Source organism: Streptomyces synnematoformans, from assembly GCF_039531005.1.
Lineage (GTDB): Bacteria > Actinomycetota > Actinomycetes > Streptomycetales > Streptomycetaceae > Streptomyces > Streptomyces synnematoformans.
Genome location: NZ_BAAAPF010000047.1, coordinates 1 through 16,196 on the forward strand (window position 1 = coordinate 1; position 16,196 = coordinate 16,196).

At 72.1% G+C, this 16,196-nt stretch carries 17 protein-coding genes and 1 pseudogene; 11 read left to right on the top strand and 7 right to left on the bottom strand.

The window, feature by feature from the left end; genetic code table 11:
- Positions 1-284, bottom strand: a pseudogene (locus ABD317_RS10900) (aminoglycoside phosphotransferase family protein); the annotation flags it as partial.
- A 415-nt stretch (positions 285-699) separates the two neighbouring features.
- A complete protein-coding gene (locus tag ABD317_RS10905) occupies positions 700-1,533 on the bottom strand; it encodes a hypothetical protein (RefSeq protein WP_344289585.1) in 834 nt (277 codons plus the stop codon).
- A 1,331-nt stretch (positions 1,534-2,864) separates the two neighbouring features.
- Between ABD317_RS10905 and ABD317_RS10910 the strand changes: the two genes are divergently transcribed.
- Entirely contained in the window at positions 2,865-3,140 is a 276-nt protein-coding gene (locus ABD317_RS10910) for a hypothetical protein (protein WP_344289586.1), read from the top strand.
- 56 nt (positions 3,141-3,196) lie between these two features.
- Here ABD317_RS10910 and ABD317_RS10915 read toward each other — a convergent pair whose 3' ends face one another.
- Positions 3,197-3,412 carry a DUF397 domain-containing protein gene (locus ABD317_RS10915; RefSeq protein ID WP_344289587.1) on the bottom strand — a complete coding sequence of 72 codons (216 nt, stop codon included), beginning with the start codon at positions 3,410-3,412 and terminating at the stop codon, positions 3,197-3,199.
- A complete protein-coding gene (locus ABD317_RS10920) occupies positions 3,402-4,244 on the bottom strand; it encodes a DUF5753 domain-containing protein (RefSeq protein WP_344289588.1) in 843 nt (280 codons plus the stop codon). Before ABD317_RS10920 ends, ABD317_RS10915 begins: the two co-directional genes overlap by 11 nt.
- Before the next feature lie 106 nt (positions 4,245-4,350).
- Here ABD317_RS10920 and ABD317_RS10925 point away from each other — a divergent pair, with 106 nt between their 5' ends.
- The 5 genes from ABD317_RS10925 to ABD317_RS10945 all read left to right on the top strand — a co-directional run bounded on the left by ABD317_RS10925 (position 4,351) and on the right by ABD317_RS10945 (position 6,522).
- On the top strand, positions 4,351-4,587 hold the full coding sequence (locus tag ABD317_RS10925; RefSeq protein ID WP_344289589.1) for a hypothetical protein: 237 nt from the start codon (positions 4,351-4,353) through the stop codon (positions 4,585-4,587).
- Entirely contained in the window at positions 4,584-5,042 is a 459-nt protein-coding gene (locus ABD317_RS10930) for an ATP-binding protein (RefSeq protein WP_344289591.1), read from the top strand. The genes ABD317_RS10925 and ABD317_RS10930 overlap by 4 nt, the downstream gene beginning before the upstream one ends.
- A gap of 62 nt (positions 5,043-5,104) precedes the next feature.
- Positions 5,105-5,371, top strand: coding sequence for a hypothetical protein (locus tag ABD317_RS10935; RefSeq protein ID WP_027756764.1), 267 nt, complete (start codon positions 5,105-5,107; stop codon positions 5,369-5,371).
- Positions 5,368-5,760, top strand: a complete 393-nt coding sequence (locus tag ABD317_RS10940) for a PIN domain-containing protein (protein WP_344289592.1) — start codon at positions 5,368-5,370, stop codon at positions 5,758-5,760. The genes ABD317_RS10935 and ABD317_RS10940 overlap by 4 nt, the downstream gene beginning before the upstream one ends.
- Positions 5,761-5,859: 99 nt before the next feature.
- Positions 5,860-6,522 carry a Uma2 family endonuclease gene (locus ABD317_RS10945; RefSeq protein WP_344289593.1) on the top strand — a complete coding sequence of 221 codons (663 nt, stop codon included), beginning with the start codon at positions 5,860-5,862 and terminating at the stop codon, positions 6,520-6,522.
- 16 nt (positions 6,523-6,538) lie between these two features.
- Here ABD317_RS10945 and ABD317_RS10950 read toward each other — a convergent pair whose 3' ends face one another.
- A complete protein-coding gene (locus ABD317_RS10950) occupies positions 6,539-7,642 on the bottom strand; it encodes a GGDEF domain-containing protein (protein ID WP_344289594.1) in 1,104 nt (367 codons plus the stop codon).
- Between the two features lie 111 nt (positions 7,643-7,753).
- On the bottom strand, positions 7,754-8,533 hold the full coding sequence (locus ABD317_RS10955; RefSeq protein WP_027756768.1) for an enoyl-CoA hydratase-related protein: 780 nt from the start codon (positions 8,531-8,533) through the stop codon (positions 7,754-7,756).
- Positions 8,534-8,790: 257 nt separating this feature from the next.
- Between ABD317_RS10955 and hutH the strand changes: the two genes are divergently transcribed.
- From hutH to ABD317_RS10975, 4 genes are all read left to right on the top strand, one after another.
- A complete protein-coding gene (hutH, locus tag ABD317_RS10960) occupies positions 8,791-10,359 on the top strand; it encodes a histidine ammonia-lyase (RefSeq protein WP_344289610.1) in 1,569 nt (522 codons plus the stop codon).
- Between the two features lie 177 nt (positions 10,360-10,536).
- Positions 10,537-11,820, top strand: a complete 1,284-nt coding sequence (locus tag ABD317_RS10965; protein WP_344289595.1) for a L,D-transpeptidase — start codon at positions 10,537-10,539, stop codon at positions 11,818-11,820.
- Between the two features lie 158 nt (positions 11,821-11,978).
- On the top strand, positions 11,979-13,433 hold the full coding sequence (locus ABD317_RS10970) for an ABC transporter permease (protein ID WP_344289596.1): 1,455 nt from the start codon (positions 11,979-11,981) through the stop codon (positions 13,431-13,433).
- Positions 13,434-13,545: 112 nt separating this feature from the next.
- The gene (locus ABD317_RS10975) at positions 13,546-14,229 is read left to right on the top strand and encodes an ABC transporter ATP-binding protein (protein ID WP_344289597.1); all 684 of its coding nucleotides are present in this window, start codon (positions 13,546-13,548) and stop codon (positions 14,227-14,229) included.
- Positions 14,230-14,381: 152 nt separating this feature from the next.
- Here the strand turns inward: ABD317_RS10975 and ABD317_RS10980 are convergent, their stop codons facing one another.
- Positions 14,382-15,065: a hypothetical protein gene (locus ABD317_RS10980; protein WP_344289598.1), complete on the bottom strand. Its 684-nt coding sequence runs from the start codon at positions 15,063-15,065 to the stop codon at positions 14,382-14,384.
- A 203-nt stretch (positions 15,066-15,268) separates the two neighbouring features.
- On the opposite strand from ABD317_RS10980, the gene ABD317_RS10985 reads away from it, so the two are divergent.
- Positions 15,269-16,168 (top strand): TIGR03560 family F420-dependent LLM class oxidoreductase, encoded by a 900-nt coding sequence (locus ABD317_RS10985; RefSeq protein WP_027756774.1) that lies wholly within the window; start codon positions 15,269-15,271, stop codon positions 16,166-16,168.
- Positions 16,169-16,196: the final 28 nt, after the last annotated feature.

Below are 16,196 nucleotides of genomic sequence, written 5' to 3' on the forward strand. Positions count from 1 at the left end.
GGCGCGTCGTGCAGCTTCCGGACGGCGGCACCCGCCGCGGCCCACGCCGCCGGCGCCCCGGTCGACGGCTCACCGAGACGGCCGAGCACCGTCCCCGGGAGTGCGGCGATCGCAAGCACGGGCGCCTTGCGCCATAGGACCTCCGGGGTCGGGACCGGCGCGAGGGACATCGCCTCGACCTCGACGTCGACGCGCGCCTGATCGGCGTCCACCTTCAGGAACACGTCGCCGACGCGCAGAGTCGCGCGCTCGGAATGGGCGACGACGACTTTGACCTCATCCATGGGCGACCAGTATCCAGGGGATCTTCGCCGATTGTCGCCGGGTTTATCGCGTGCGATGACGCGGCTGACCGCTCGGGGTTACCGCGTGCCGCTCAATGGTCACCTCCGAAGAGTCAGCCACAGCCAACTTATGCCACACAGGGCAAATACTCCTAGAGGGGCCAGTCCCACGCTTCTTGCACCGGGCAACAGCACCGTGGCTACGGCGAGGGAAGCGATGGCGAAGACACCGCACACTATGCGCAAAAAGCCGGCTGCGACGCGTTCGCGGTTTCGCTCGGTCAACTTCCCCTCCTGCCTCCTGCAGGCAGCGGTGCAGTCTCAGCCCGCCGACGTGTAAGCCTAGACACAACTTGCGAGTGGACGCGACCGCGCCCTGGCAGGACCAGGGCGCGGCCAGACGACCGTTACGTGCTCACAGTGTGTCAGCGACGCGGATCATTTCCGCCTCCACTACCTCTACCGTGCTGCCGTTCTCGGTGACCTTCGTAGTGCGCTGACCACCGCCCCCGTTGGCGGGGGCCTTGTCAGGTGCCGGCAGCTTCGTGCTGACCTCGACCGGCTTCCCGTCCTCACCGGTGACAACGCCACCGTTCGGGTCCGCGACCTTCGCCTTGTGCGGCACCTTCTCGGGATCCATTGTGCCGTCCGCATTCACCCATGGCGGCCGCAGCGCAGACTCTGTGGGAGCTGCGGTCTCGCCAGCAGCGGAGGTGGGCCACCCCAGGTTGTGATGGACTCCCGACCACAGGGGATTATTGAACGTCGGTGTCCAGTCGCCATCTGAGTGGATGGCAGCATGGTTGTACAGGCCGTACGAACCGTCAGTGAAGCACATGCCTGCCGCAGGGGCGGTCCAGGTCAACTGCAGTGAGTACGCTTCTTTCGTGTTGTAGTAGGTCTGGTCCGTGCGCGCACAGAGGACCCACTCGTTTGTACTCGGGTCTACGACCCAGATCTGCATCCCATCAGCAAGGTGACCTGCAGGCCTGTTGCGAGGATATTCGCAGTCAACGTAGGGAACGAGCTCGTTGAAGCCGCTCTCGGACCACCCCTTGAACTCGCCGCCGCCGCTCTCGCCATCGCCCACCTGGCTCTTATTGATCATGCAGTGGTCACCCGCCGAGTTGTGCCACGGGTAGTCCACGGAGTAGACGGCGTGCGCACTGGCCGAACCAGCGAAGCCGACGGACATCACGACGGCTGCTGGTAAGGCAACCAGACCCTGACGTATCTTGAAGTTGCGCATGTGTGCCTTTCGCTCGAAGGACATGCGTACGCTCAGCCGCATGGGCTCAGGCGGGGAATGTCACAGGCTTCACAGCGCGCAAGCCTCTCACCGCATAGCGTGCTGAAAGGCGTGACAACCCCCCAGGCCCATGCGCTGGGCACTTGTTCGATCACGTAGAGTCGAACACGCGACGTACGCGTGTGTCAACGAAACCTCCTCATCTGTACCGATGTTGGCGAGAGTGTGCCAGTGAGGTTTGCTCGGCGAAATGATCTACGCGAAGCGGGCTCGTCGGCGCATGTGCGGGTGGATCGGGTCGGGCAGCCCTGGCTCTGGACAGGCGTAAAGCCCCTCTCACCACAAGATCGTGTCCGTAGCTACCAGAGGCTTCATGTGGGGCACCTATGTCGCCACGCTCGACGTCCCGCGCCATGTCGTGGAGTACCTGTCCCGCCTGCTGGCCGCGCACCGACCAGGCATCGGCACACCGAAGGGCTCGCGGGCGCCGGGCCCGTTCCGTCAGGCCGTGCTGGCCCTGCGCTGGCTCCGTGAGCGCGGCTTGTGTGCCACCGCCTGGCCCGCGACGCCCGAATCTCCTAGGGCCTGTCGTTTGGATCTTGCTGGATCAGGGAGCGGCGTCCTGTGCCGTGCATCGCAAGGCGGAGGAGGGAGGCGACGCCGAACGACAGGCCCTAGGTCACCGGCTGCCGCTACCTACACGAAGGCATCGACGTCCTCTCCGCCAGACCCCCGGCCTGCACGAAGTCCTCGCCCGCTGCCGACATGAGGGTGCGTCGGCTGCGGGCCTGACCAGCGTTCCGACGAGTCCTCCCGCGCGTCGGTCCAGCGCGGTTATGGCTGCCTCAAGCGTCACAGCAACCGCTTCCGCATGTCTCCGGCGCGTTCGGGAGCGGCCGCTTCTCGTTCCTCCAGCAGTCGGGCCTGCGGCGACGCACACCGCGCACTCTCACAGCGTTCAAGCGAAACGAAACGGCACGACCCCTCATCCCTCTCAGGACCATGCCTGACCATCGAAGCCAGCAGTTGTCACGTTAGGTTGAGATATGGCATCCAAGACCTTATGCCCCGACCCGCTCCGCGGCTCTCACCAGGCCATCCAGCGGGGCATCGCCGGGGCGGACAAAGTCGCCGGCAGGCGTCCATACGTGATGCGGTGGGGGATGGCGGCGGCGGTGGCCGTCCTGGCGGCGTGCGGTACGCAAACGGGCAGTTCGGAGGGCGAGAAACAGGCTGCGCCGGAACCTTACACGTCCCTTGTACCCGCGCCCACGTCCACGAGCACAGAAGGCCGCCTCACAGCGAGCGCGGAGTTTGTGAGCCCTGATCGGATGGACATCACCAGGGGCACCAAGTGCCGCGAGGAAGGCGCCACAGGAATCGGCAAAGACGGCGAACTCTTCCGCTGCCAAGACCGGCACTGGGTCGAGTTGATCTTCCAGTCGCCCCAGGTCGGCGATCCCTGCGTCACTGACCCGGGCGGTGGGTACTTCTACGGGGAGGTCAACACGCCCACACACCGGTGCGAGGACGGCCGCTGGCAGACTTTCACCGGCTCACCGAGCCCCATGCCGGACTCGCCGGGCTCGCCGGAGCCGCCCGGGTGACGGCCCCGGGGCCCCCGCCGTGGGGCGGGGGCCGGTCGGCCGGGGGTGTCGGGCGGTCAGGTGGTGGGGAACTCTCCGGCCTTCACGCCCGCCACGAAGGACGCGAACGCGTCGGTGGTGAAGTCCAGGATCGGGCCGCTCGGGTCCTTGGAGTCGCGGACGGGGACCACGCCGCGGGAGGCGGCGAGGTTGGCGGCGACCTCGACGCACTGGCCGCCGTTGTTGCTGTAGGAGGACTTGTGCCAACGGGGGGACGGGGATTCAGTCGTCACGGGACGCCTTTCGGAACTGATTGATCATGGCCGCGGAGTCTGCCTGGGAAGGCGCTTCGGCCTGCAACTGATGGTATGCCGTCAGCAGCGGCACGACGCAGGAGTTGTCGCGTTCGAGATGGCCCTGCTGGGCGGACTCGGCGTACGACACCAGCCCGCGGTCCGGCATGGTCAGGATGGTGACCGGCAGGTCGAACGGGCGGCGCGCCCCCATGCTGAACGGGGCGACCTGGAGCATGGTGTTCGGCAGCTCCGCGAACTCCACCAGCCGGGCCAACTGGGCGTCCCAGACCGCGGGTTCGCCGATCGGGCGGCGCAGGCAGCTCTCGTCCAGCACGGTGACGACCAGCGGCGGATGTGTCCGGACGAGCGACTCCTGCCGCTTGGCCACCAGGGTCACGCGCTCGTGCGCCTGCTCGGGGCTGATCGCCCCCCGCCTGACGAAGCTGTCCGCCAGGATCGTCGCGTACTCCGGGGTCTGGAGCAGCCCGGGGATGACCCCGACCTCGTACAGCCGGATCTCGGCGGCGTGCCGCTCATAGCCGACGAACTCCGGGAAGCCCTCCAGCAGACTGCCGTGCTTGATCTCGTGGTACGCACGCTCGAAGGAGTCCGTCGTGCCTTGCAGGCCGAAGACCTCGTCAGCGCTACGCGAGAAGCGGAGAGTTGGAGACTTCCGCCCCACTTCGACCGCCGAGACGTGCACGCTGGAGTACCCCATGTGCTCACCGAGGTCGTCCTGGGTCCAGCGGCGCCTGTCACGCAGCCTGCGCAGACGTGCCCCGTAGGCCGCCTGAGGTGAGCTGTCGGGGTTCAGCTCCTTGCGGTTCACGGGCCTTCACCGGCCTTTCGTTCATTTCTGACGCGGTTGAGCGGTTTTCAACGCCAGGGCACGCTGAACTCTCTTGGTAGCGGACTCGCTACAGAGAGGAGTCATCATGTCCGACAAGCGGACGGCAGTCCAGCAGACCGGTGACGCCGAGAGGGCGCTGAACGAACTGCGCGACGCGCTCGCGGAGGTCGGGGTGACCCTGCCGTCCCTGTGGCTGGACCTCGCGGCCTATGCCGGCCCGGGTGAGGTGCAGTTGATCGAGCTGGGCCGTTGCAACATCGACACCGCCCGCGCGCTGGCCGCCGCCCGCCGCGCCGGCAGGGCCGCGGCGGTGACGCGGTGACCGCGCCCGGCGCGACGGGCTCCGCCCCGGCCGTCCCGGCCGGGGCAGGCGCGCCGCCCCTCGCGCGGCAGCGTCAGTTCGCCCGCGGGGCGGCCTCGGTGGCCCGGGCCCGCGACTTCGCCGCGAGCGTGCTCACCGGCACGCCCGGCGCCGGACGCGCCGCCGACGTCCGCCTCTGCGCCTCCGAACTCGCCGCGAACGCCGTCCGGCACGGACCGGCCGGCCGGGACTTCCTCGTACGCGTCCTCACCCGCGGGGACGCGGTGCGGCTGGAGGTCCACGACGCCGGTGAGAACGCCCCGTGCGCGCGTACCCCCGCCGACACCGACGAGCACGGCCGCGGCCTGCTGGTCGTCGCGGCCCTCGCCGACGACTGGGGGGTGTCCGACCGCTCCGGCCCCGGGAAGGTGGTCTGGGCGTCCTTCTCGATCAGGCACCCGGCAGCGGCACGGTGAGCCCGCGCCCTCTCCCGTGGAGTCCGGCCCCGGAGCATGCCATATGGCAGTATGGTGTTGGTATGGCTAGCAAGAAGGTGACGATCACTCTCGACGAATCCCTGGTCGCGGCCCTGGCTGCGGCCGCCGAGGAAGAGGGCATCCCGTTGTCCCGACTCGTTGCCGGAGCGGCCGAGCGGGAGCTGCGGCTGCGCGCAGGACGGGCCGTGGTCCAGGAGTGGCAGGCGGAACACGGAGGTTTCACCCCGGAAGAACTTGCCGCCGCCCGCGCCGAGATGGCCGAGGCCGACGCCGAGTACCTCGGCGCCCAGAGGGGATCGGCCGCGTGAACATCCCCTACCTGTACGCCGCCGGTGCGCTGATCGCCATCGACAACGGTGAGCGCCGCATGTGGACCCGCCACCACCTGGCCCTGGAGGACGGTCGGGACATTCACGTTCCCGCTGTCGTCGTGAGCCAGGCGTGGCGGGACTCCCGGCGCCAGGTCCGGCTCGGTGAGTTCCTCGCCGGATGCGCGGTCACACCCGTAGGCGTGGAGACCGCGAAGGCCGCGGGCATCCTCTGCGGCAGGGCGGGCACCGCCGACGTCGTCGACGCCACCGTCGTCGTGATGGCCGCCACCCTCGGTGCCGTCATCTGGACCTCCGACCCGGACGACATCCGCACCCTCACCGACGCCCAGGACGTCAAGCCCGCCCCCGTCATCCGGACCGTCTGACCTCCCGCCGATCGCTCGCGTAGGCCGTTGGCCAGAGGTACGACTGACACCGGTTCTTCCAGTAATCTGCGGCCGTAGGTGTTCAGCACAGGAGGCGGCATGTCAGCAGATCCGCTCAACGCGCCGGGTGACGGGCTGCCCGAGTTCCTGAGCTGGGACGAGCTTCAGAGACTCCCCGACGACATCGCGGCCGAGATCGAGCTGTGGGACCGGAGGGTGATCTGGAATCGGCGCGGCCCCGTGGAGCACCAGCGCTTTGCCCGGCGGATGTGCAATGCCCTTGAAGTCGGCGCCCGGCAGGCCATGCGCGGTGACGGGCCTGACGGCGAGCAGCGCTGCTGGCAGGTCGAGGTGGAGACCAACGTGTTCTTCACCCCCGACAAGTCCAGCTTCCTCACCCCGGACTTCCTCATCCGCCGCTGCCTGCCCCGCGGCGCCGACACGTACGCGAGCGACGTCGTACTGGCGGGTGAGGTCCTGTCCGGCTCGGACACCCCCAAGCGCAGAGACTGGAAGACGAGCCGGTACGCCGACGGCGGCATCCCCTGGTACTGGGAGGTCGAACTCGACTCGCACGAGACCTGGGACATCACCGCGGTACGGGCGTACGAACTCGTGACGGTGCCGGACAGCGGGCTTGCCGTGAAGCCGCTGCACCCGGCCTACTACATCGCCGTGGGGAAGTGGGAGCCGGCAGGTCTGGGGATCGTCTTCCCCGAGCCCTTCAGCCTCGACATCTCTTGGGACGACCTCGCGTTCTGACGGAGACGGGGTGCCCCTACCCCCCGCCGCCCGGCTGACGGCCGCGGAACGCCCTGCGGGCGTTGCCGCGCGGGGGGTGGTCCGCCAGGCGGGTGACCTCGCGGTCGCGGCCCGCCACCACCGGGCCCGCCGCGCCCGCCGCCTTCGCCGCGTACTGCGCCGCGTCCGCCAGCCGCAGCAGCCGGCGGCCCGTCGGCACCGGGCCGATCGGGTCGGCCGTCGACGCCGTCGCGCAGGCGCCGCCCCGGCCGGGCTCCAGGGCCGCCGCCTGCGCGCACAGCTCCGTCGCCGTCCGTACCACGTCGTCCGCGGGCGGGCCCACCGACAGCAGGCAGAACTCGTCGCCGCCCAGCCGGGCGGCCAACGTGTCCGGCAGCGCGGCCCCGTGCCGTGACAGCAGTGCGCCGAATCGTTCCAGCAGGCGGTCGCCGCCCGCGTGGCCGTACGCGTCGTTGACCTCCTTGAGGCCGTTGACGTCGCAGACGACCAGGCTGACCACCGTGCCCTCCGCCCGGTGCCGCTCCACCGCCTCCGCCAGCCGCAGGTCCAGCGCCCGGCGGTTGGCCAGCCCCGTCAGCGGGTCCGTGTACGCCAGGCGGCGCGCCTCCGCCAGCCGCTCCGTCTGCGTGATCCCCGCCGCGACCACCGCGCCCACCGCCGCCGCGAAGGCCGTGTCGTACGGCGTGAAGGCCGCCGCGCCGCGCGGGCGGGCGACGTACAGCTCGCCCCACGCCCGCCCGTGGACGAGGAGCGGCACCACCAGGCAGCCGCCCCGCCCCCGGCGACGCAGCGCCTCGCCGTGCGGGCCGGGGGAGTCCGCGGTCGCCGTCCAGGGGGCGCCGGCGGCCGCCGGGCCGGGGAAGTCGGGCAGCGGGTACGACTCGTCCGGCGGGAACTCCTCCTCGCCGGGCGCCCGCTCGCCGTCGTTCACGAGCACCCGCAGCCGCCCGCGCTCGGGCTCCAGGACGGACACCGCCGCGAAGGACCCGTTCAGCGCCTGCCGGGCGCCCGCCGCCGCGACGCGCACGGTGTCGCGGAGCGTGGCCGCGTCCGCCAGCGCCAGGGCCAGCTCGACCACGGCGCGCAGCGCTTCGTCCGGGGGCCGGTCGTTGCCCGTCACGGATCCAGAGTAGGCAATCGATCACGTTTTAAGTGATTTAGATGGATTGGCCACTCTGGGTAAGGCGCTCGTTTGTGCCCTGTTGCGACCCGTTGTGCCCGTTGCGCCCTTCTACGCTCCGGGCCACTCGGGCCTGCGCTTCTCGTTGAACGCCGCCACGCCCTCCTTGCGGTCGGCGGACAGCGCCGTACGGTGCCACGCCGCGTCCTCGATCTCCAGCCCCGCCCGCAGCTCCCGCCCGAAGCCCAGCCGCAGCGCCCGCTTGGCGGCCCGTACGCCCACCGGCGAGTTGCCCGCGATCCGCCGCGCCAGCTCCAGCGCCGCCGTCCGCGCCTCGCCCGCCGGCACCAGCCGGTCGACCATGCCCAGCGCGTGCGCCTCGGCGGCCTCCACCCGGCGCGCGGTGAAGATCAGCTCCGCCGCGCGGGCGGAGCCGACCCGGCGCGGCAGCAGCTGCGTCCCGCCGCCCCCGGGCACGACGCCGACCGACACCTCTGGCAGCCCGACGACCGCCGTCTCGTCGGCGACGATGACGTCGCAGGACAGCGCCAGCTCGTACCCCCCGCCGAGCGCGAAGCCGTGCACCGCCGCGACGACCGGCATCGGCAGCTCCAGCACCCCCGTGTACGCGGCGCGGGACGTGGGCCGGTGGCGGTGCATGTCGGCGTCTGTGAAGTCGTTGCGCTCCTTGAGGTCCGCGCCGACGCAGAAGGCCCGCTCGTGGCTGGAGGTGAGGACCACGGCCCGTACGGAGGCGTCCGCGGCCAGGCGCGCGGTGGTCTCGGTGAGCGTGCGGGCCAGCTCGGTGGAGACGGCGTTCATCGCCTCCGGCCGGTCGAGGACCAGCTCGGCGACGTGCTCGTGCGTGCGGACGGCGATGCCCTCGCCCATGCGTATCGGCCTCCGGCGGATCGAGGTGTTAACGGTCGCTAACGTAGTGCGTGGAGCGGCGTCGCGCCAGGGCCGGCCACGTGCGTCTTCCGCGCGGACGGCCGCCGTGCGCGGGGTCCGTCGCGCGGTCCGCCGCCCCGTCGGTCGTCCGGTCCGTCGCCGGGTCCGTCGCCGGGTCCGTCGACGGGCCCGTCGCCGGGTCCGCGCAGCGCTCGTGACAGCTCCGGATTCACTTCGTAAGGTTCCTGAATATGAATATGCACTCCCGTCCCGCCCCCGTCGTCCTCGGGACCGCCGGCACCACCGCGGACGACGTCCTCGCCGTCGCCCGCCGCGGCGCCCCCGTCGAGCTGTCCGCTCGGGCCCTCGACGCGCTCGCCGCCGCCCGCCGCGTCGTCGACGACCTCGCGGCCAAGCCCGAGCCCGTGTACGGCGTCTCCACCGGCTTCGGCGCCCTCGCCGTCCGGCACATCAGCCCCGGGCTGCGCGTACAGCTCCAGCGCAACATCGTCCGCTCGCACGCGGCCGGCATGGGCCCGCGGGTGGAGCGGGAGGTCGTGCGCGCGCTGATGTTCCTGCGGCTGAAGACGCTGGCCTCCGGCCACACCGGCGTCCGGCCCGAGGTGGCCCGGGCCATGGCCGGGATGCTCAACGCCGGCATCACGCCCGTCGTGCACGAGTACGGCTCCCTCGGCTGCTCCGGCGACCTCGCCCCGCTCTCGCACTGCGCGCTGGCGCTCATGGGCGAGGGCGACGCCGAGGGCCCCGACGGCGCCGTGCACCCGGCCGCAGAACTGCTCGCCGCGCACGGCCTCGCGCCCGTCACGCTGCGCGAGAAGGAGGGCCTGGCGCTGCTCAACGGCACCGACGGGATGCTCGGCATGCTGCTCATGGCCTGCGCCGACCTCGCCGCGCTGCTCACCGCCGCCGACGTCACCGCCGCGCTGACGCTGGAGGCCCTGCTCGGCACCGACCGGGTGCTCGCGCCCGAACTGCACGCCGTCCGCCCGCACCCCGGACAGGCCGCCAGCGCCGCCAACATGCTCAAGGTGCTCGACGGCTCCGAGCTGACCGGCCACCACCAGACCGGCCACGACGGCGTGCCCGCCGCGCCCCGGGTGCAGGACGCGTACTCCGTACGCTGCGCGCCGCAGGTCGCCGGCGCCGGCCGGGACACCCTCGCGCACGCCCGCACCGTCGCCGAACGCGAACTGGCCGCCGCCGTCGACAACCCCGTCGTCCTGCCCGACTCGCGCATCGAGTCCAACGGCAACTTCCACGGCGCCCCCGTCGCGTACGTCCTGGACTTCCTCGCCGTCGCCGCCGCCGACCTCGGCTCCATCGCCGAGCGCCGCACCGACCGGCTGCTGGACAAGAACCGCAGCCACGGCCTGCCCGCCTTCCTGGCCGCCGACCCCGGCGTGGACTCGGGCCTGATGATCGCCCAGTACACCCAGGCCGCGCTCGTCGGCGAGCTGAAGCGGCTGGCCGTGCCGGCGTCGGCCGACTCCATCCCGTCGTCGGCGATGCAGGAGGACCACGTCTCGATGGGCTGGTCCGCCGCGCGCAAGCTGCGCACCGCCGTCGACCACCTGACGAAGGTGCTGGCCGTCGAGATGTACGCCGCCACCCGCGCCGTCGAACTGCGCGCCGGGCTCACGCCCGCGCCCGCCACCCGCGCCGTGCTGCGCGCCGTGCGCGACGCGGGGGTGGCCGGGCCGGGGGACGACCGGTTCCTGTCGCCCGACCTGGCCGCCGCGGAGGGCTTCGTGCGCTCCGGCCGGCTGGTCGCGGCGGTGGAATCCGTCACAGGGCCTCTGTTGTGATCTGTCGCGATCTGATCGAAACGGCGCTGACCTGCGCCGATTGTTCTCGCCGTGGCCCGGAGCGGGGCGGGGCGCCCGACCGCTGGTCAGGGGTGTGGGTGGCGTGTGCCACAGTGGGTAGCAGGACGGAACGGACTACTGGGGAGCGGGCGTCTAACTCCGTGAGGTAGGGCAATCGTGCCCTTCGCGGTGAAGGGGAGCAACGACGTGAGGGTGTACGGCAAGGGGCGGCGCGGGGTTGCGCTGTCCGCGCTGGCGATGAGCGCGGTGCTGGGGCTGACCGCGTGCAGCGGCGACAGCAAGGCGGACGACTCCGGGGACCGGAAGGACCAGGCCGCCGAGAAGGCGGCCGACCGGGAGAAGGACGTGCCGGACGCCCGAATATCCATAGCGCCAAAGGACGGTGCCGAGAACGTCGGGATCAACTCCGACACGAAGGTCACGGTCAAGAGCGGGAAGCTCACCGAGGTCACCCTGACCGCGGTCGGCGGCTCGGCGGAGACCGCCGGGACCATCGCCGACGACGGCAGGTCCTGGACGCCGGACGTGGCGCTGGAGCGCGGCACGGAGTACCGGATCACGGCCAAGGCCAAGGACGCCGACGGGCAGGTGTCCACGTCGAACACCCACTTCACCACCGTCTCCGCCGAGAACAGCGTCATCGGCTACTTCACCCCGGAGGACGGCAGCACCGTCGGCGTCGGCATGCCGGTCTCGCTCAACTTCGACAAGCCGGTCGAGGACAAGGCGGCCGTCGAGTCGAAGATCGACGTCGAGACCAGCAGCGGCCAGGACGTCGTCGGCCACTGGTTCAACGACACCCGGCTCGACTTCCGCCCCGAGGACTACTGGCAGGCGGGCTCCACCGTCACGATGGACATGAACCTCGACGGCGTCGAGGCGTCGCCCGGCGTCTACGGCGTGCAGGACCGCGAGATGAGCTTCACCGTGGGCCGCTCGCAGGTCAGCACGGTTGACGTCAAGGCCAAGACGATGATCGTCGAGCGTAACGGCAAGATGATCAAGACCGTCCCGATCTCCGCGGGGGCGCCGGACACGCCGACGTACAATGGCACGATGGTGATCTCCGAGAAGCACAAGGAGACCCGGATGGACGGCTCGACGGTCGACTTCGTCGACGAGAACGGCGAGAGCGAGTACGACATCCCGGACGTGCCGCACGCCATGCGGCTCTCCACCTCCGGCACGTTCATCCACGGCAACTACTGGGGCGGCCAGGGCGTCTTCGGCAGCGCCAACACCAGCCACGGCTGCGTCGGCCTGTTCGACAAGCAGGGCGCGGACGACCCGGGCACCGACGGCGCCTGGTTCTACGATCAGTCGCTCCTCGGCGACGTCGTGATCGTCAAGAACTCGCCCGACGAGACCATCGCCCCGGACAACGGCCTCAACGGCTGGAACATGGACTGGGCCGCCTGGCAGGCGGGCAGCGCGCTCTGACCCGGCGCGCGCCGCGCACCGGCGCACCGCGGCACCGGCGCACCTGAAGGGCCGGGACATGGACCGTACGGCGTACGTACGGCCGGTCCCGGCCCTTTCTCATGGCGCTCTCACCGTCGCCTCAGCCTTTCCCCAACCTGGCGCCATAACTTCGCCGCATGTTCCTCACCTATCTGCGGCGCGAGTTGCGCCGGCGCAGAAAGGCCGCTCTCGTCGTCGCCCTGGGGCTCGCCCTCGGCATCGGCCTCGTCATCACCGTCTCGTCCGTGGCCGCCGGCATGCGCGACGCCCAGGACGAAGTCCTGCACTCCCTCTACGGCGTGGGCACCGACCTCACCGTCAGCAAGGAGGCCGACGAGAGCGACGGCGGCCCGCAGACCTTCCGCATCGGACCGGGCGAGGACGGCGAGGACTCCACCGAGACCGACGACCGGCTCATGCCGCTCGGCGGCTTCCAGCACCTCGACGCCTCGGCCGTCGACGACGTCGCCGCGCAGGACGGCGTCGACACCGCCGTGGGCGCGCTGGCGCTCAACGACATCGAGTTCAAGGGCGACTTCCGGCAGGGCAGGATCGAGGGCGGCGCCGGCGGGCAGGCCGCCCCCGGCCAGGGCGGCCCCGGCGGCGGCGAGGGCGGCCCGCGGATCGAGGGCGGCGGCGCCGACATCGACGTCGACTCCTTCACCGTCACCGGCGTCGACGTCACCCGGCAGGACGTCGGCCCGCTGTCCTCGTCGAGGATCAGCGACGGCGCGACCTTCGGCAAGAACGACACCGACGCCCTCAAGGCCGTCGTCGACAGCGCCTACGCCAAGGACGAGGGGCTGAAGACCGGCGACAAGATCACCATCAAGGGCAAGAAGTTCGAGGTCGTCGGCATCGCCACCGCCGACACCGGGGCCGCCACCGCCAACGTCTACATCCCGCTGCAGCGCGCCCAGCAGCTGTCCGACGCCGACCTGGAGGACAAGGTCTCCACCATCTACGTCAAGGCCGACAGCTCCGAGGACATCCCCGCGGTCAAGGACGCCATCGACGAGAACGTGGCCGGCGCCAGCGTCACCTCCGCCTCCGACCTCGCCGAGCAGGTCTCCGGCAACCTCTCCACCGCCTCCAACCTCGCCACCAACATCGGCAGGTGGCTCTCCGTCGTCGTGCTGGTCGCCGCCTTCCTGCTCGCCGGGCTGCTCACGATGTCCGCCGTCGGCCGGCGGGTGCGGGAGTTCGGCACGCTGAAGGCGCTCGGCTGGCGCAGCGGGCGCGTCGTCCGGCAGGTGATGGGCGAGGCGTTCGTCAACGGGATCCTCGGCGGCGTGCTCGGCATCGCGCTCGGGATCGCCGGGGCGTACGTCGTCACCGCCGTCGCCCCGACGCTCGACGCCTCGGTGGGCCCCGCCTCCGACGCGCCCGAAGGCGCCGTGCTGCGGGGGCCGCAGAAGATGCTGGACGAGGCCACCACCAGCGTGGAGGTCGCGCTGCAGGCGCCCGTCACGCTGTCCGTGATCGCGCTGGCCGTCGCGCTGGCGGCCGCGGGCGGGCTGATCGCCGGCTGCTTCGGCGGCTGGCGGGCGGCGCGGCTGCGACCGGCGGACGCGCTGCGGCGCGTCGAGTAACGCCCCTCGGCCACCCCGGGGCCCCGGGACCCCGGGACTCCCGGCCCCGGCCCTCGCCCCCCGCTTCTCCCTCCGACCACCTCACCCTCGCGGCACCCAGGAGTTGACCACGATGTACCAGCTGACCGGCGTCACCAAGCGCTACCAGCGCGGCAAGGAGGCCATCGACGCCCTCGCCGGCGTCGACCTCACCATCGCCGACGGCGACCAGCTCGTCGTCCGCGGCCCCACCGGCGGCGGCAAGTCGACGCTGCTGCAACTGCTCGGCGGCCTCGACCGGGCGACCTCCGGCACGGTCGGCCTCGACGGCACCGACCTCGGCGGCCTGAGCGAGGCCGCGCTGACCCGGGTGCGGGCCGCGACCATCGGCTTCGTCTTCCAGAGCTTCAACCTCATCCCCACCCTCAGCGCCCAGGAGAACGTCGAGACCGCGCTCGCGCCGCTCGGCGTGAAGGCGACGGAGCGCGCCCGGCGCGCCGCCGAGGCCCTGGAGTCGGTCGGCCTCGCCGAGCGGCTCACGCACCTGCCCGGCGAGCTGTCCGGCGGCCAGCAGCAGCGGGTGGCCATCGCGCGGGCGTTGGTCAAGCAGCCGAAGGTGCTGCTCGCCGACGAACCCACCGGCAACCTCGACGAGGACACCCGGGACGACATCGTGGGGCTGCTGGAAGGGCTGTGGAAGGAGCTGGGGCTGACCTACGTGCTGGTGACGCACGACAGCTCGATCGCCAAGCGGGCACCGCGGCTTGCGGTGATCAGGAAGGGCCGGCTGAAGGTCACGGAGCGGGAGGCGGCGTAGCGGGAGGCGGCGGTAGCGGGCCTGGGACGGCGGGCCAGGGGAGCGACGGGGGCACGGGGAGTCGGGGGGAGGGGCGCGTACGGGTGCGGACAGGCCCGTACGCGTCTCTCCACGCCGGTCGCATCGACCCGCCGTACGGAACGGAAGGCCCGTCAGCGGCGGCGCGGCGAGGCCAGCAGGTACATTCCGCCGTCGCGCTCCGGGTGTTCGGAGACCTGCCAGCCCGCGGCCTCCAGCGCCCCCGCGCCGCGAACCAGCTCCATCAGCGCCGGCCCGGGCCGCCAGTCGACCCGTACCGCCTCCGGCTGGTGCTCGGCCGCGGTGACGACGTAGCCGGCGGTCCCGGGGGGGGCCGGCGGCGCGCCGGCGGCCTCCAGCGCCAGTCCGGCGGCGGGCGCCAGGTGCGTACGCTCCCAGGCGCACGGCACGTCCGTGGCGCCGTCGGGGTTGGTGACCCGGCGCAGCTCCGCGAGGCCCTCCCAGGCGCTGCGCACCTCGCGTGCGCGCGCGGCGGGGTCGGGCGGCGCGGGCTCGCCGCCGGTACGGGCCGCGAACACCCCCGCCTCCGCGGGCCCCGTACCGCTGCCGGCCGCGTCCCCGGCGCCCCCGGCCGCGGTCGTTTCGGCGGCGGGCGCCTCGGCCGCCAGCAGCCGGTCGCGCAGCTCGCGCCCGGCGGGGGTGAGGTAGTGCCGGTGCGGCGGGCGCGGGTGCCGTACCGCGAAACCGCCGTCCACGAGCCCTTCCAGCACGCGCTCGCTCGCGCGCACCAGCCCGGTCGCGGCGTCGGCCTCCGCCACGGCCCGGCGCCGGGCGGGCGTCAACTTGGCGGTGCTCATGAGACCACGGTACGCAGTCGCCGCCGCCCCCCGGCGCGTACCGCCCCGGCCGCCGCCTGCGGCGGGGCCGCTGACGCCCCCGGAAGGCACGCCTGGCGGCCGTTACTCCCCCGGGAGTAAGAAAGTTGACTCCTCTGGACGGACGACCCGCGGGCGCGTTTCCAGGCAGGCTGTGTGGTGAAGCGACGAGGAGGCCGCCCACCATGCGCATCAGCATCAACGTCACCGACTTCTCCTGGCCCGGCGGCCCCACCGCCGTCGCGCCCGCGCTGGCCGCCGTCGTCGGCGCGGCGGACACGGCGGGCGTGGACACCGTCTGGGTCGGTGACCACCTGATGCAGGCCGACCCCACGTGCACCCCGGACGAGCCGGTGCTGGAGGCGTACACCACCCTCGGCTACCTGGCCGCGCGCACCGAGCACGTCCGCATCGGCACCATGGTCACCGGCGTCACCTACCGCCCGCCCGCCCTGCTCGTCAAGGCCGTCACCACCCTCGACGTGCTCTCCGGCGGCCGCGCCTGGCTCGGCTTCGGCGCCGCCTACCGCGAGGACGAGGCGTACGCCATGGGGCTGTCCCTGCCGCCCGCCGTCGAGCGCGTCGAGCGGCTGGAGGAGACGCTGCGGCTGGCGCAGCAGATGTGGGCGGGGGACACCGGCTCGTTCGACGGGCGGCACTTCACGCTGGACTACCCCGTGTGCAGCCCGCAGCCGGTGCAGCGGCCCCGCCCGGCGGTGCTCGTCGGCGGCGTGGGCGACGGGCCGATGCTGCGGCTGGCGGCGCAGTACGCGGACGCGTGCAACTTCTTCGACGTACCCGACGGCGGCCTGACGCTCCGCCGCGAGCTGGACGTGCTCGCGGACCACTGCGCGGCGGCCGGGCGGCCGTACTGGGAGGTGGAGAAGACGGTCACCGCCCGGATGGAGCTGACCGAGCCGGCGGAGTCGGTGGCGGAGCGGTGCGAGTCGTTCGCGGAGTACGGGATCGAGCACGTGGTGTTCGCCGCGGACGGGCCGTGGACCCCGGAGGCGGTCGAGGCGGTCGGCGAGGCCGTGCCGGTGGTGGCGCAGATCCGCCCGAACAGCGAGGTGGGCGTCTGGTGAGGGACGCCCGCCGGAACCGGCGCGGCCG

What these genes read in the sequence shown, in the direction of transcription:
- ABD317_RS10955 (WP_027756768.1), bottom strand. Translation starts at nt 8,533, where the DNA reads ATGGGCGAGGGCATCGCCGTCCGCACGCACGAGCACGTCGCCGAGCTG.
- ABD317_RS10980 (WP_344289598.1), bottom strand. Translation starts at nt 15,065, where the DNA reads ATGAGCACCGCCAAGTTGACGCCCGCCCGGCGCCGGGCCGTGGCGGAG.
- hutH (WP_344289610.1), top strand. Translation starts at nt 8,791, where the DNA reads ATGCACTCCCGTCCCGCCCCCGTCGTCCTCGGGACCGCCGGCACCACC.
- ABD317_RS10970 (WP_344289596.1), top strand. Translation starts at nt 11,979, where the DNA reads ATGTTCCTCACCTATCTGCGGCGCGAGTTGCGCCGGCGCAGAAAGGCC.
- ABD317_RS10935 (WP_027756764.1), top strand. Translation starts at nt 5,105, where the DNA reads ATGGCTAGCAAGAAGGTGACGATCACTCTCGACGAATCCCTGGTCGCG.
- ABD317_RS10910 (WP_344289586.1), top strand. Translation starts at nt 2,865, where the DNA reads ATGGACATCACCAGGGGCACCAAGTGCCGCGAGGAAGGCGCCACAGGA.
- ABD317_RS10945 (WP_344289593.1), top strand. Translation starts at nt 5,860, where the DNA reads ATGTCAGCAGATCCGCTCAACGCGCCGGGTGACGGGCTGCCCGAGTTC.
- ABD317_RS10975 (WP_344289597.1), top strand. Translation starts at nt 13,546, where the DNA reads ATGTACCAGCTGACCGGCGTCACCAAGCGCTACCAGCGCGGCAAGGAG.
- ABD317_RS10905 (WP_344289585.1), bottom strand. Translation starts at nt 1,533, where the DNA reads ATGCGCAACTTCAAGATACGTCAGGGTCTGGTTGCCTTACCAGCAGCC.
- ABD317_RS10925 (WP_344289589.1), top strand. Translation starts at nt 4,351, where the DNA reads ATGTCCGACAAGCGGACGGCAGTCCAGCAGACCGGTGACGCCGAGAGG.
- ABD317_RS10985 (WP_027756774.1), top strand. Translation starts at nt 15,269, where the DNA reads ATGCGCATCAGCATCAACGTCACCGACTTCTCCTGGCCCGGCGGCCCC.